Here is a 13863-nt window from a genome sequence, read left to right as displayed (position 1 = left end):
ATATCGCTCCTGTGATGTCCGAGCTGATGGGTTGACTATGGCTCGGATGATGCGCGGACCGGGTCGGCCACACCCTCAGCGGACTGTCGGGCACGGATCGTGATGGACCCGGTTGGGTTCGCTGGATGTCCGGTCGGTGACTGCCCGGCATCGGGGCTGACGCCTACGCTGGCCGTGCACCCGAGCCTGCCCGGAGGCGCTTCGTGACGGCCAAAGCCACCGAGATCGCGGCGGAACAACGGTACTTCGACGATGCTCAGCTGCACTGGCAGCGGTGGATCAGCGAGGCCAGGAGATTGGCCGACGCCGCAGCGGACAAGGCGGCTGCCCGAGCGCTCAAGCGGCTGGGGGAGGCGCAGGTCGCCCAGTTCGTCGACAGCCGGGCGGTCGCGGTCGGCCGCATCGATCACGAGGACGGCCCGGCTCTCTACATCGGGCGGCACCTGATCACGGACGACCAGGGGGAGGTACTGGTCGTCAGCTGGCAGGCCGACGCCGCGGCGCCCTTTCACCTGGCCGGTCCCGAGGAGCCGCAAGGGCTGGTCCGGAAGCGGACCTTCGAGTGTCAGGACAACATGATCCTCGACTACGCCGACGTGCTTTTCGCGGACTTGGTCCTCCCCGGTGTCGGTTCGGGAATCGACGCGGCGCTGCTGGCCGAACTCGGCCGCCGTCGCGACGGCGCCTTGCGCGACATCGTCGCGACCATTCAGGCTGCACAGTACGAGCTGATCCGGGCGCCGATGGACCAGCTGCTGGTCATCGAGGGCGGCCCGGGGACGGGTAAGACGGAGATCGCCTTGCATCGGGTGTCGTGGCTGCTCTACCACCACGGCGAGCGGCTTACGGGCGACGACGTCCTGGTCATCGGGCCTAATCCGACCTTCATGCGGTACATCAGCCGGGTCCTGCCCGCGCTCGGCGACGCCGATGTGCCGATGCGCGACGTCTATCAGCTCGCGCCAGTCGACGGACGACCCGGGCGCACGGAGGCACCCGAGGTAGCCCGGTTGAAGGGTGACGCCCGGCTCGCCATGCTGTTGGCTCGGGCCCTCGACCTGCGTATCGGGACACCGGAGGCGGCCGAACGGCTGCAGGTGTCCGGTGGCTACGTCACGCTGCCCGGTCCAGATGTCGCCGATCAATTGACCGCCTGCCGGTCCGCGCCTGGCACCTACGCCGAACGCCGCCGGCTGTTCCGGGGTCGGCTGACGACGGCGCTGGCCGAGCGGCTGGGCGCGGACCCGGGCCCGCAGCCTGCGGTCGACGCGCTCGTCGAGCGACTGTGGCCGCAGCTGACCGGAGCCGCGTTCCTGCGCGACCTGTTCCAGTCCCGTGCTCGGCTAGCGGCGGCGGCTGCTGGGATCCTCACGGCGGAGGAGCTGACCCTGCTGCATCGTCGGGGCAGCGACCGGCTTTCCCAGGAACGGTGGTCGGCTGCCGACCTGCCGCTGTTGGACGAGGCGGACGCGCTGATCAACGGCGTACGCGCCAGATATGCCCACGTCGTGGTCGACGAGGTGCAGGATTTGTCGCCGATGCAACTGCGCTCGATCGCCCGTCGGTCGACGGACGGGTCGATGACGATTGTCGGCGACCTCGCACAGGCGACAGGCGCCTGGGGCGCTGACGGGTGGGACGAGATCACCCGGCATCTGCCGGACAACCAGCCCGTCGCGGTACGCCCGCTGCGGTTCGGTTATCGCGTGCCCGAGCAGATCATGTCCTTCGCGGGCCGACTGTTGACGAAGGCCGCACCTTCGATCACGCCGCCGCAAGCGGTGCAGGTGGGGATCGCCGCGCCGACTGTCTTGCGGGTGGGCGTGGCGGAGCGGGCGCGGCTCGTCGCGACGACCGCACAGTTGCATACCAAGGCCGGGCGATACGTCGGGGTGATCTGCCCGGCCAAGTGCCGCCGCGAGGTGGAGGTGGCGCTCACCGAGGCAGGAGTCGGTTGGGTCGACGGTGCGGGCGATCAAGCCGATGGCGATCTCACGCTCATCAGCCCGGCGGACGCGAAGGGTCTGGAGTTCGACGTCGTCATCGTCGTGGAGCCGGAGGCGATCGTCGACGAGGACCAGCGCGGCCATCGCATGCTCTACGTCGCCTTCACCCGGGCCACGACGGAGCTGGCCGTCATCTGCGTCGGCGAACCGTTGCCTCTCGACCGCGTGCCCGGTACGCGAGTCACGCTCCCCAGCGCAGTCACGGGAGACCAAGTCGGCTACGAGGTCGCTCGCCTGGCAGAGTACGTCGCCGAGCGGATTCGTAAGACGTTGCCCGAGCAGCAGTGGGAGCAGGTGCTCACGATGGTGCGCCGGCGCCTGACCCCGCCGACGGCGCCGAGTGATCCGGGCGGCGGGCCCGACATCTGAGCGGTCCGTCAGCGAGCGTGCCGCTGCAGCGCGTCGCTGTCGATCCGGCGGCCGACGAGCAGGTTCACGATCGTGTCGACGACTACCTGCTTGGTCGCCTTCGCCGGAACCGGGACGTCCAACTGCTTGCACAGTTCCTTGAGCGCCGGCACGGTCAGCTTCAGATCGTCGATGTAGCGATTCGCTGCGGCTCGGTCGTCGATGCGGGCGAGGTCTGCCGCAATCTGTTCGGCGTCCATCGCGACCGGGGCCGCCTTCGCCGTCCTGCTCGTGGGGCCGGTGCCGACGCGGGCGCCCTTGGGGATCACCGCGAGCTTGGCCTCGCCGTTCAGCAGGTCACCCACCTGATCCGACGGCAGCTTCTTCAGGAAGTCCGCCAGGTGGAGCAGGAGAGCGTGCGTCTGGTCGATCGCTGCGTCGGTCATCGGGTTCCCTAGGAGGTCAGGTTCGGATCCGGGCGTGGAACTCGCTGGTCAACTGTTGAAGCTCGTATTGCACGACGGCGTTGCCGCCCGGTGCGAGAACGACGGGCAATCCGCTCTCGGACCCGCCGAACAAACTGTTGCTCTGCCTAATCCGCTGGTCGAAGACCTTGATCTCCAAGGGGTCGAGGCCACGGATGCCGCTCTGGTGGGCGTTGATGGGTTGCGTTCCGGCGTACTGCACCATGTTCACCACCACTCCCAGGATCTCGGGCGCGACGTCGTGGATGGCCGATCCGGCCAGCCCAGCCGCCCGAGCGTAGTCGTCGATCAGCTCCGACAGGCGACCGCGCAGGTAGCTTATGCCTAGCGTGGACAGGTAATCGGGCCGGGCGGGCACGAGGACGCCGTCGCTGGCCACGATCCCGGCCCGGGTCATCATGCCGAAGTTGGGCGGGCAGTCCAGCAGGATGACGTCGTAATCGTCGAACGCCGGGCTGGCCAGCGCGTCGGCCAGGACGCGGTGCACTCGCAGGAAGTTGGGGCTGCGTACCTGAACGCGAGAACCGCCGAGCTCGATCGCGAGGTCCTGGTCGGCGTCGATGAGCCCGAGGTGCGACGCCACGATGTCCAGCCGGCCGCCGTTCGCGCTCACCACTTCGTTGACTCGCGGCGGGGTCAGCACGAATTCGTCGAGTGCTCCCGGCTCGCCGCCGCTGAGCAGGGGGCCGATCCACTGCAGGACCGTCTGCGCTTCCTGGATCGTGGCTTCCCAATGTTCCGCGGTGTAGAAGCAGAACGTCAGGCTCGCCTGCGGGTCCAGATCCACCAGCAGGACACGGCGACCACGGTGCGCGAGTTCAGCGCCGATGTTGGCAGTGATCGTGGTCTTGCCGACGCCACCCTTGTAGTTGATGACAGACACGACGCGGGGCATGAAGGCATCGTGCCATCCGGGCGCTGCCCCCGGGATCCGGTGAATGATTGACCTGGCATCGAAGAACTTATAAGTTTAACGACACGACAAACTCAACCGTGGTCTACCAGGGTAGTTGCTGGCCGTTCGTCGCCGTCGCCGTTTCGGTGCCTCCACCACCGTCGCCCAACGACGCCCCGCGCCGACCACCTCGTGGAAGGTCAAGTCATGCGTAGACGTGCTCCTGTCGTCCTGGCGGGCGTGGCAGCTTTGGTGGCCGCGACTGGAACCGCCGTGATCACCGCACTTCCCGCGTCGGCCGCGGCCGGCTGCACCGTCCAGTACGCGGTCTCCTCCCAATGGCCCGGCGGCTTCGGTGCCAACGTCACGATCACCAACCTCGGGAGCGCCGTCTCCTCGTGGACCCTGGTGTGGTCGTTCGGCGCCGGGCAGACCGTCACCCAGTACTGGAACGCCACCATCACCCAGAGCGGTTCCACGGTGACCGCCAAGAACGTCGGCTACAACGGTTCGCTCGCCACCAATGCGTCGACCTCGTTCGGCTTCAACGGATCGTGGAACAACTCGTCGAACCCGGTGCCGACGAGCTTCACGCTGAACGGCACGGCCTGCACCGGCACGGTCACCAGCTCGCCCACGCCGTCAGCGACGAGCGCGTCGCCCAGTGCCTCGCCGAGCTCCAGCGGGTCGACCGGGGTGCCGTCGGACGCCGTCTGGGTGGCCAGTGGGCAGTGGGACTCCTGGACCAACAACGGGTACACCCTGAACAACGACGTCTGGGGCTCCGGGGCCGGACCGCAGACGATCTGGGCGCGTACCGGGACGAACTGGGGTGTCATCGCCAACCATCCCCGGACGTCCGGGGTCAAGTCGTACCCGCACACCGGTAAGACCATCAACCGGACGATCAGCTCGCTGACCAGCCTGAACTCGACGTTCAACGTGAGCGTGCCGAGTGGCGGCGATTGGGAGACCGCGTACGACATCTGGGCCAACAACTACGCGTACGAAGTGATGTTGTGGACCAACAAGAGCGGCGCGGTCGGCCCGATCGCCGACTCCTACGACGCCAACGGCGCGGTGCCGTCGTTCACCAACGTGAGCGTCGGCGGCCAGACCTGGAACGTGTACAAGGGCAACAACGGGAGCAACGCGGTGTTCTCGTTCCTGCGTACGAGCAACACCAACTCGGGCAGCATCGACGTGCTGGCCGTACTGAAGTGGCTGCGGACTCAGGGCTGGTGGGCCGACGTGACCGTCGGCGACGTGCAGTTCGGCTTCGAGCTGTCCGGCACCGCCGGTCAGCAGGCGTTCACCTGCAACAGCTTCGGCATCACGTACGCGTGATGCAGATTCGGTGTTGGGTGCCGCAAACGCGGCACCCAACACCGGCTATTCCACATCGGTAGCGCGGTCGCGGCGGCGTTCCACTGCTCGTAAGAAATGGTGCATTTGGGATGACGGATTGTCGTCGGGAAAGTAAGTGCTGTTCTTCCGATGGGTTTGCTCCAGACGCTCGGCCCGACGTGCGGCCTGCCTCCGTAGTGGCATGTATGCAGTGCTGTCGATGCTCTTTCCGGCGCGTCCGTCGAGTCTCCGGCTTTCACTCTCAGCTGCATCTGTTGTGGCGAACTTCGTGTAGTCGCGGTGGTGCAAGACGAGCCAGAGCTCGAAGCATGGGTTCGAGATGGCCAGGCGAACCCCCCTCGCGGCCGCTAGTTGCTTGGCGTCATGCAGGTTCGGATGATGCTGCGGCCACTCGACGTCGAAGATGCACCAGCATTCGTCCACTTCCGGGTCGCGGAGCCGATCGGCAGCCATCCGTACCAGCGTGAGTGGAACACCCTGCTCCGGATGCAGCTCCAGATTCAGAGCCGTGTCATTCGCAATCTCCGGCAGCCTCCTGAGCCCATTGATGTAATCGGGCTCCGAATTCCGTCCCTCACAAAACACGACGATGGTACGCAGTTCTTCGCGCTGGGCAGTCGTGCGTTTCAGAGACTTGGGCGTACGTCGTCTATGTCCCACCCTGGATCAACCGACCAGTCCGAGTGCCCGCAGAAGCTCGAGTTGGTCGACCTGGGGCAGCGCGCCAAACCGTCCATGCAGATAGGCATTTTCGAGGTTCTGCGATTTTCGCACCCGCTCGCCGGCGAAATCGGCGAGCGCTCCCAGGCGTGTCGAGCCGTTCGGCCGTTTCTCGGTCAGCCAAACCTCATCCCGATTCAGCTGGTTGAGCAGGCTGGTGTCGTGAGATGTGAAGATCAGCTGTGAGCCACGCGGATTTGTGACGGGGCTTCGGAAAATGCGCAGAAGTTCGGCCGAAAGTGTCGGATGCAAACTTGCGTCCAGTTCATCGAAGACGACCATCGAGCCGAACTGTAGTGCTGTGAGCACAGGGCCGATGAGCCCGAACCAGGTTCTGGTTCCTTCAGACTCGGCGCCGAAGTCGAGCGGGATGGAATCCGCCCCAGATCGATGAACAAGGCGGAGTCGCCGTTGTCGACGAACATCGGCGAGTCCGATATCGAGGCTCTCGTCCTCGTCGATCATCACATCGTGGATGCCCAGGTCGGCAAGGCGTAGCAGACCAAGCGCCTGCTGGCGTTTGCTCAATGAGGACCATGCGCCGTCGTCATCGTCGGGAAGAGACGCTGACGACGTAGCGTCGTCCTGGAGTTCAAACCAGCGACGCGTGTCCACTCGGTGTCGCGCCGTCTGACGTAACCAGGCGGATTTCGAAGTCGCGCTGCGCATGCGGGCAGGTACCTGGCCGAGTACCTGGATCCGCAGGATTTCTCTCGCGAACTCGCTCACGAGCGGTTCATCGAACCGCCTCGCGGCTGACAGCGTCAAGGTTCGATCTGTAAGTAGCTCACGAGTGCCCGACAGGCTGCTTAGGCCGCGCTGTAGCTTCAGCTCGGAGCCTTCGCGTTCAAAGATCCTGCGGCGCTTCTTCTCCGGGTAATGGAATAGACCCTCGTACCTGATTCGGTCGACGTCGAGCTCCAGCACATACTCGAAGCGAATCCCATCGACGGTGGTTTCGATCACGAACTCGCTCGGCTCGGATGGGCTATTCCCGAAAGCGAACGGCTCGAGCGGTATGTCGTCTTCCCAAAACCGGAGCGAGTCTTCGACCGCGCCACGCAGCCAAGCGATCGCACCGACGACGTTGGACTTTCCAGACGCATTCGGTCCATAGACCGCGGCGAGGGTCAGAAGACTCTCGCCGAGGTGGGCCGCCTCCCTCGCTGCTTCGCGGTCCCGGTCCACGGCGACCATCGATAGCTCGACTCGCTCCGCGATCGACCGAAAGTTGCCGACTTCGAACCTGATGAGCACGATACACACAGTACCGCACGTCTGAGAGGTGCACAGGCGCAAATTTTCGTCAGAGTTCGACGAAATTCAGGCTATCGCTGCGGCAGAGGCGCAGACAGAGCGCGCTTGAGAGTGCCCGGGGCGAGGGTAGCTTGCTCGCCGGTACGAGCGCCCTATCCTGGCCCTGTGGGATTGCGATTCGAGACCCGTGGGTCCGACTCGCCGTGGATCGACACCGTGTGGACCTGCACCAGCGAGCAGGTCACCGAGATGACGTCCGTCGCCGGGGTCTCTTGGGGCCTGGTGTTCTGGGAACGGGAAGGCACGGCGTACGCGGCGGTCACCGGCCCGGAGACGGCAGCCGGCACCGCGCCCGTGCCCGAAGGCGCGACCTTCGTCGGCGTGGAATTCGCCGTCGGCACCTCGTTGCGCGGCCTGCCGGTCACCGCACTCGTCGACGGCGGAGTGGAACTGCCGGACGTCACCCGGCGAACCTTCCCGCTCGCCGGCGACCGCTGGGAGAGCCCCGGTCCGGACGACGTCGAAGCCCTGGTGGCGCGGCTCGTGCGAGCAGGAGCCGTCGTTCGCGACCCGCTCGTCGGCGAGGTACGCCGAGGCCACCCGGTCGAGCTGTCACCGCGATCCGTCGAACGCCGTTTCCGGGTGGCGACCGGGCTCACTCAGGGCGCCGTACGCCGAATCGAGCGAGCCCGTGCCGCCGCAGCTCTCCTTGCCGCCGGCACCCCGATCGCAGACGTCGTCTTCGAACTCGACTACTTCGACGCGCCCCATCTGGCCGTCGCGCTGCGCCGGTTCATCGGGCGTACGGCGGTGCAGCTGCGCGAAGGCGTCGGTGGCGCGATCGCCCTGGACCTGGATCAGCGGGTCACGTCGTAGATCACCTTCATGATTCCGTTCGGGTACGCCGCTGACTCCCGCAGGCTGAGCATCTGCTTTTCCTTGTCCGACCGGCTGAACAGGCTCTTGCCGTCGCCGAGCAGGATCGGGAAGACGAGCAGGTTGTACTGATCGATCAGACCGGCGTCCGAGAGCCGGCGGGCGAGCTCCGCGCTGCCGTGGATGAAGATCGCACCACCCTCGCCCTTCTTGAGCTCGACGATGTCCTCCTCGGAGCGCAGAACGGCGGTCGGGCCCCACCCGTCGGCGAGGTCTTCCTCGCTCAGCGTGCTCGACACGACGAACTTCGGCAGCTCCTTGTACGCCGCGTGGTCCTCCGAGTCACGCCAGATCGGCGCGAACGCCTCGTAGCTCCGCCGCCCGAACATTAGCGCCGTCGTGTCCGCCAGCTCCTCGCCCTTGAGCGCGAACGCTTCGGGCAGGAACTCGATGTCCTTGAACACCCAGCCGCCGCTGCGATGCTCCTCACCCGGGCCGCCGCCGGGCGAATCCACCACACCGTCGAGCGACATGAACCCCGTGTAGACCAACTTCCGCATCTGTGTTTCCCCCTGATCGGTTTCACCTGGCTCAGTCATTCACTCACGATGCTAGGCAGGCGTCTTGTACGGAACCGACACCGGGGCGGACGGCCATCGCAGGATTCCGGACATGGGCCCGGCGTTGCATCGGCGCGGGTGCGTCATCGGTGGCAAGCTCAGGTGATGACCGCCCGCTGAGCTCGACGGAAGGTACGCGCAATGCCCGAACTACTCGTCGACTTCATCACCTCGCTCGACGGATACGGAGCCGCCGAGGGCTGGCCCGGATGGTGGGGGCTGGAGGGCCCCGAGTATCTCGCCTGGCTGGCGGAACAACCCGAATCGGAGTACACGCTCCTGTTCGGCGCCAACACCTACCGCGAGATGGCCGGACTTGCCGAAGCCGGAGAACCCGGCACCGAGTCGCTGGCGAACACCCCGAAAATCGTGTTCTCGACCAGCCTGAGTGAGCCCTTGGCCTGGCCGAACACGCAGTTGATCGCCGGTGACGCCGTCGCGGCGGTACGCGAACTGAAGGACAACGGCTCCGCCTCTCTGCGTACCCTTGGAAGTCTGACGTTGTGCCGCGCGTTGCTGAACGCGGGCCTGGTGGACCGCTTCCGAGTGGTGGTCTTTCCGGTCATCACGGGACGCACGGGCCAGGACCGGATCTACGACGGCTACCCCGACGTGGCCCTCGACCTCGTCCGCACCCGGACCTTCGACGGCCGTCTCCAGCTGCTCGAATACGTGCCCACCGTGCTGACCGGGCCGCCCGGCAGCTGACCGGAATGCTGTTGGGCCGCGTCATCATCGCCACGTACCGGCCGCTGCCTTCAGCCGCGTCCGGCGACTGAAGGCAGCGAGCGTACGCGCGGAGTCGATCAGTAGTAGAGCCAGTAGCTGTAGTTGCACCCGTAGTTGTCGAAGCACGCCACTGTCTCGTAGGTGCCGTGGTGGTCGGGTACCCAGATCACCCCGGGGTTCCAGCCGTAGTTGCAGTACCGGTATCCCTGGTAGGCCATGCGGCGCCCGAAGCTGTCGTAGATCTCGACGGTGTGGCCGCACGCCTCGGTGTCGCCGTAGAAATAGGCGTCGCCGACGATGTAGGGGGCGTTGTAGCTGATGCAGGCGGTGATGGTGCCGCCACGGCAGCCGCCCCCGCTGACAGCCTCGGCGGGAGCTGCGGTGACGGCGACCAGCGCGCCACTGACCAGCAGTGCGAGCAAGATTGCTCGCAGTCGGAACAGGCGTTTACGGACCATGTCCGCTCCTTCCGGTGACGGGTTGCATAGATATGAGTCTTTGGGGAGCGAGCGCCACTGGCAATGCGGCCGTCGTTCGTGGACAATCAATGAACGTCACTGGATGGGGGCAGCGTGGTGAGCCGGGGAGAGCAGCCACTCGACCCTTCGACGGGGATCCTGGCCCGATTCGCGAGCCGGCTGCGGGAGCTGCGTGAGTCGGCGGGCCGACCGAGTTACAGCACCCTGGCAGCGCGTACGCACTATTCGCGATCGGCTCTCGCGCAGGCCACCGACGGGCGCAAACTGCCGTCGTGGCCGGTGGTTCAGGCGTACGTGCAGGCCTGCGGCGCTGACGTCGAACAGTGGCGGCAGTTGTGGTGCGACGTCCGCGACGGAGTCGAACTGACAGCCTCGCTCGACGCGTTCCCCGACTCGCCTTGGCCCGCCGAACCGGTCGTGGACGGAGCCGATCCCGACGCCGCCGGCTGCTCGCCGGACGCCATCACAGTGACGGCGCGAAGGCTTTCCCTCGACGACCGGCGCGTGATCCTCGGCAGCGTCCAGCTGCGGTACTCCGCTCTGCACGGCGCGGCTTGGGCACGCTTCGAGGGCTTCGGCACCATCGACCGCCTGGCCGGCCTGCATGCGGTCGAGGTGGCTCTGGAGATCCGCCGGGCCCCGGACGGCGTCGTCCACTCCTGCCGGTCTGAGTACGCCTTCGACTACCACTGGTCCGACCTTCTGCGTACCGGTCGGGGCGAGATCTGGGCGGTCGCGGTCGTCTACGCGGATGGGGTACTCGTCGGATCGACCGAGACGGCCCGCGTCCGGCTGCCCTGAGGCAGCCAGGACCGTCGCTTGAGTGATGAAGTTGTCCACAAGGGACCCGTCGGGTCTTGTCTATGGCTCACCCGTCTGTCTAGGGTCGGCAGAGCAGTCCTAGGGGAGGGCGCTGCGACGGGGGAGGGACGCGGGTGGGCAATCCGCTGGTAGCGCAGACACAGTCGTCGACCACTTGGTACACGGGGCTCGGCCTCATCGAGGATGCCGCCCAGATCTCCGACGGCATCAAGAACGACAGCTGGGTCGACGGCACGCTCGGCACGGTCGGCGGTGCGCTCGACGTGCTGGGGATGGTCATCGACCCGCTGGGCTCGCTCGTGGCGTGGGGCGTGTCCTGGCTGATGGAGCACGTCAAGCCGCTGAAGGAGGCGCTCGACTGGCTCGCCGGCAATCCCGACGAGATCTCGGCGCACGCCCAGACCTGGGAGAACGTCGCCAAATACGTCATGGACACGCAGAAGTACTACGCCGACGCGATCAAGGCGGAGACCGCGTCGTGGATCGGACCCTCGGGCGATGCGTACCGGCAGCACGCCGGTGAGCACCTGAACGTCATGGAGGGCATCAGCAAGGCGGCCCACGGCATCCACTACGCCGTGATGGGAGCGGGCCTGATCGTCGGCCTCGTCCGTGGCATCGTGCGTGACCTGATCGCCCAGTTCATCGGTACGCTCGCCGCCCGCCTGCCGCAGTGGCTGGCCGAGGCCGGGCTGACGCTGGGTCTGGCCACACCGGTGGTCATCGGCCAGGTGGTGTCGCTCGTGACGACCTGGGTCAACAAGATCCAGAAGTTCGTCCGGGCGCTGCTGTCCAGCCTCAAGAAGCTCATCCCGATGGTCAAGAAGCTCGGCGAGATCCTGGAAAAGCTCAAGGACCTGCTGAAGAAGCTCGGCCGGTCCGGCGCGGGCAAGCACGGAGACGATCTGCCGACCTCCACCCCGAAAGGCCCGCCGAAGATCGACGATCCGGACTTCACCCCGCGGCCGTCGGAGCGAGATCGGCACGGCGTCCTCACCGATGGCACCTACCGGGCCAATGCGGCCGGTAACAAGCGCCACACCTACGGCGAGGCTCCCGAGGGCAAGAGCTACTTCAACGAAGGCACCGACGTCGACCAGCTCAGCCTGGACGCCGCCGGTTACGCCGACCAGAAAGGTCTGTGGTACGGGCAGAACCCGGGCCACCCGAGCGACTACGCCAACAAGGCCAAGGTGGTCTACGACCAGCCGGTCGGCGTACACGGCAGCACTGGTCAACCCACGAATGTCGTCAACGTCTACCGTAAGAAGAACGGAACCGTCCACGTCACACCGGGGAGCCCAGAGTGATCAACCTCGACACTGCGCTGGCCCCGTTCCAGGACCCGGCCGCGTACGCGGGCTGGTCCGGCGAACAGGCCAAGAAGGCCGCCGACGCCGCAGCGGCCGAGGCCGGTTACACCGTGGCCTGGGAGCCCGGCGACGAGGAATGGATCCTGCTCGCGGACGACGCCGGGTACCAGGCGATGGTGTCCGTGCGCTACCCGCTGGCGCTGGCCACCCCCACCGCGGCGGTCTATCTCCGCGGCGGCGAGACCTCCCCGACGATCGTCGAGATCACCGAATTCCTCGAAGAGGACCTCGAAGCCACACCGGAGCTGCTGAAGATGACCGTCCTGCCATACGGCTGGGCGGATGACTTCGATCCCGGTGCGTTCTGCGCCAACGACTTGTTCGTCGAAAGCGTCTGAGCTCAGGCGACCTTCTTGCGAGCGCTGCGAATCCAGCTGTACGCGGTATGCCGGGGAACGCCGTAGTGGTCGGCGACGATGTTCGCGCTGTCCCCGGCCTGCCGTAGCACCTGCTCGAAGTCGTCCGGGACCCGGCGATACGTCCGGCTAGCACGCTCCGCCGGCGCGCTCGTGGTCTTCTTCGCCGCCTTGGCGGGCCTGGCGGCTTTGGCGGGCGTGCTCTTGGCTTCGGCCGCCTTCGCTGAGGTCTTCTTCGCTGTGGTCTTCTGGGCCGTCGTCTTCTTGGCCGCCGGCTTCTTCGCGGCGGCCCGCTTCCCGGCTGCCTTCCGGCTCAGCGCCAGTGGCGCGGGAGCTGCGTCCTCAGTGGATACGCCAGCTGCGGCCGGGGTCGGCGTCGTGGCGGCAGCGGGCTTCGGAGCCCTCGACGCCGGCACGACCGAGGCGACGACGGCAGCCACGAGATTGTTGAGATCCAGCACGGGCAACCCGCCGGCGGCAAGCCCGCCACCGGCGCCCGGGGTCAGCCGCAGCTCGCTGATAGCGGCGGCACTGTCGGTGATGTCGAGCCGAATCGTCGTCACCGCCATACCGGGATCGTCGGGGGTGATCGTTACGGTGTACGCAGTCATCAGGCGCCGCCTTCCGCAAACTGGTGTTCAGGCTCCTGGCGCGACAACGTAATACACCGCACTCGACTGCCTACCGGCGGGTACGCAATAACGTGGCGTCTTACCCGTCAACACTCGTGTGTGTGGCCGAACCGCAGTACGAACCGGTGGTGTCGCCACTGCCGTCGACCAGGCAGATCTTCAGCTTCACCGTGTCGCCGGCCCGCACATTGCCGTCCAGAAACGGATCCCAGACGACGTCAGCCCCGGCGACTCCGTTGCCGTTGTACTTCGACCCGAGCGGATAAGTCAGATCACCGGCCGAGGTGTGCTCGGTGACCCACGCCCACGCCCGTACGCCATGGCTGTCGGAACAGTTGTCGCGGATGAGGACGTAGTCGTCGTTGTTGCCGCCGCCCGAAGCGCCCTCGCCGTAGTCGACGAAGATCGCCGACCCGCACGAGTTCGTCGTGCTCGCGGCGAAGCCGTCGTTGTACGCCGCAGACGCAGGGTTGGACACGACGAGAACCATGCCGGCTGTTACGGCCGCGAGCGTCGACAGCCTGCGAGCGGACTGTCCGAACTGGAGCTTCATGCGTACTCACCTTCGTCGAGAGACGTCGATCGAATCTAGATCATGGCGGACGTGCGCCTCTTGATCAAGACCTGTTGTTTGTCGGCGTTACGCCCGGCAAGAGCAAGTGCCCAGTGGTGACGTTCACCAGCCGTCGTCAGACCGACGCGCGGGTGGAACGTTTGGGGGGTTGTTGAAGATCGACGGGCCCTCGAACGTTCCACCGAAGAGATCAACACGTCGTCGGAGTACCCGGGAAAGAACAAAGCCGGTCGAAACTCGACCGGCTTGTGTGCTGGTGCGCCGCCAGGGACTCGAACCCCGAACCCGCGGATTAAGAGTCCGCGTGAATTAGCCCATGCTCC

At 66.3% G+C, this 13863-nt stretch carries 15 protein-coding genes; 7 read left to right on the top strand and 8 right to left on the bottom strand.

Translation table 11 applies throughout. The annotated features are described in order from the left end of the window. The first annotated feature begins 203 nt into the window (after positions 1 to 203). Positions 204 to 2375, top strand: a complete 2172-nt coding sequence (locus HOV77_RS02375) for a UvrD-helicase domain-containing protein (protein WP_290856872.1) — start codon at positions 204 to 206, stop codon at positions 2373 to 2375. An 8-nt stretch (positions 2376 to 2383) separates the two neighbouring features. On the opposite strand, the gene HOV77_RS02370 is transcribed toward HOV77_RS02375, so the two are convergent. Both HOV77_RS02370 and HOV77_RS02365 read right to left on the bottom strand, forming a co-directional pair. Then, a complete protein-coding gene (locus tag HOV77_RS02370) occupies positions 2384 to 2800 on the bottom strand; it encodes a hypothetical protein (protein ID WP_290856870.1) in 417 nt (138 codons plus the stop codon). 16 nt (positions 2801 to 2816) lie between these two features. Beyond that, complete coding sequence (locus HOV77_RS02365) at positions 2817 to 3734, bottom strand: ParA family protein (RefSeq protein ID WP_290856867.1); 918 nt, start codon at positions 3732 to 3734, stop codon at positions 2817 to 2819. A gap of 207 nt (positions 3735 to 3941) precedes the next feature. Between HOV77_RS02365 and HOV77_RS34735 the strand changes: the two genes are divergently transcribed. Further along, positions 3942 to 5081 carry a cellulose binding domain-containing protein gene (locus HOV77_RS34735; protein ID WP_363259496.1) on the top strand — a complete coding sequence of 380 codons (1140 nt, stop codon included), beginning with the start codon at positions 3942 to 3944 and terminating at the stop codon, positions 5079 to 5081. A 45-nt stretch (positions 5082 to 5126) separates the two neighbouring features. Here HOV77_RS34735 and HOV77_RS02350 read toward each other — a convergent pair whose 3' ends face one another. Next, positions 5127 to 5687, bottom strand: coding sequence for an RloB family protein (locus HOV77_RS02350; protein WP_290856938.1), 561 nt, complete (start codon positions 5685 to 5687; stop codon positions 5127 to 5129). A gap of 81 nt (positions 5688 to 5768) precedes the next feature. After that, positions 5769 to 7079, bottom strand: a complete 1311-nt coding sequence (locus HOV77_RS02345; RefSeq protein WP_290856865.1) for an ATP-binding protein — start codon at positions 7077 to 7079, stop codon at positions 5769 to 5771. 165 nt (positions 7080 to 7244) lie between these two features. Between HOV77_RS02345 and HOV77_RS02340 the strand changes: the two genes are divergently transcribed. Further along, positions 7245 to 7955: a helix-turn-helix domain-containing protein gene (locus HOV77_RS02340; RefSeq protein WP_290856862.1), complete on the top strand. Its 711-nt coding sequence runs from the start codon at positions 7245 to 7247 to the stop codon at positions 7953 to 7955. On the opposite strand, the gene HOV77_RS02335 is transcribed toward HOV77_RS02340, so the two are convergent. Further along, positions 7937 to 8515 carry a dihydrofolate reductase family protein gene (locus HOV77_RS02335; protein ID WP_290856860.1) on the bottom strand — a complete coding sequence of 193 codons (579 nt, stop codon included), beginning with the start codon at positions 8513 to 8515 and terminating at the stop codon, positions 7937 to 7939. The genes HOV77_RS02340 and HOV77_RS02335 overlap by 19 nt on opposite strands. 201 nt (positions 8516 to 8716) lie before the next feature. On the opposite strand from HOV77_RS02335, the gene HOV77_RS02330 reads away from it, so the two are divergent. After that, positions 8717 to 9283, top strand: coding sequence for a dihydrofolate reductase family protein (locus HOV77_RS02330; protein WP_290856858.1), 567 nt, complete (start codon positions 8717 to 8719; stop codon positions 9281 to 9283). Between the two features lie 98 nt (positions 9284 to 9381). On the opposite strand, the gene HOV77_RS02325 is transcribed toward HOV77_RS02330, so the two are convergent. Further along, positions 9382 to 9762, bottom strand: a complete 381-nt coding sequence (locus HOV77_RS02325) for a hypothetical protein (RefSeq protein ID WP_290856856.1) — start codon at positions 9760 to 9762, stop codon at positions 9382 to 9384. 114 nt (positions 9763 to 9876) lie between these two features. Here HOV77_RS02325 and HOV77_RS02320 point away from each other — a divergent pair, with 114 nt between their 5' ends. The 3 genes from HOV77_RS02320 to HOV77_RS02310 all read left to right on the top strand — a co-directional run bounded on the left by HOV77_RS02320 (position 9877) and on the right by HOV77_RS02310 (position 12316). Continuing rightward, positions 9877 to 10584 (top strand): XRE family transcriptional regulator, encoded by a 708-nt coding sequence (locus HOV77_RS02320; RefSeq protein ID WP_290856851.1) that lies wholly within the window; start codon positions 9877 to 9879, stop codon positions 10582 to 10584. A 134-nt stretch (positions 10585 to 10718) separates the two neighbouring features. Then, complete coding sequence (locus HOV77_RS02315; RefSeq protein ID WP_290856847.1) at positions 10719 to 11915, top strand: hypothetical protein; 1197 nt, start codon at positions 10719 to 10721, stop codon at positions 11913 to 11915. Then, a complete protein-coding gene (locus HOV77_RS02310) occupies positions 11912 to 12316 on the top strand; it encodes a hypothetical protein (RefSeq protein WP_290856844.1) in 405 nt (134 codons plus the stop codon). The genes HOV77_RS02315 and HOV77_RS02310 overlap by 4 nt, the downstream gene beginning before the upstream one ends. Positions 12317 to 12318: 2 nt before the next feature. On the opposite strand, the gene HOV77_RS02305 is transcribed toward HOV77_RS02310, so the two are convergent. Both HOV77_RS02305 and HOV77_RS02300 read right to left on the bottom strand, forming a co-directional pair. After that, positions 12319 to 12945 (bottom strand): hypothetical protein, encoded by a 627-nt coding sequence (locus HOV77_RS02305; RefSeq protein WP_290856842.1) that lies wholly within the window; start codon positions 12943 to 12945, stop codon positions 12319 to 12321. 100 nt (positions 12946 to 13045) lie between these two features. Beyond that, positions 13046 to 13519, bottom strand: a complete 474-nt coding sequence (locus HOV77_RS02300; protein ID WP_290856840.1) for a hypothetical protein — start codon at positions 13517 to 13519, stop codon at positions 13046 to 13048. Between the last annotated feature and the right edge of the window lie 344 nt (positions 13520 to 13863).

Source organism: Hamadaea sp. (assembly GCF_013362815.1).
GTDB lineage: Bacteria > Actinomycetota > Actinomycetes > Mycobacteriales > Micromonosporaceae > Hamadaea.
Note: the sequence above shows the minus strand (reverse complement) of the source record. Positions and strands in the feature narration are given on the sequence as shown.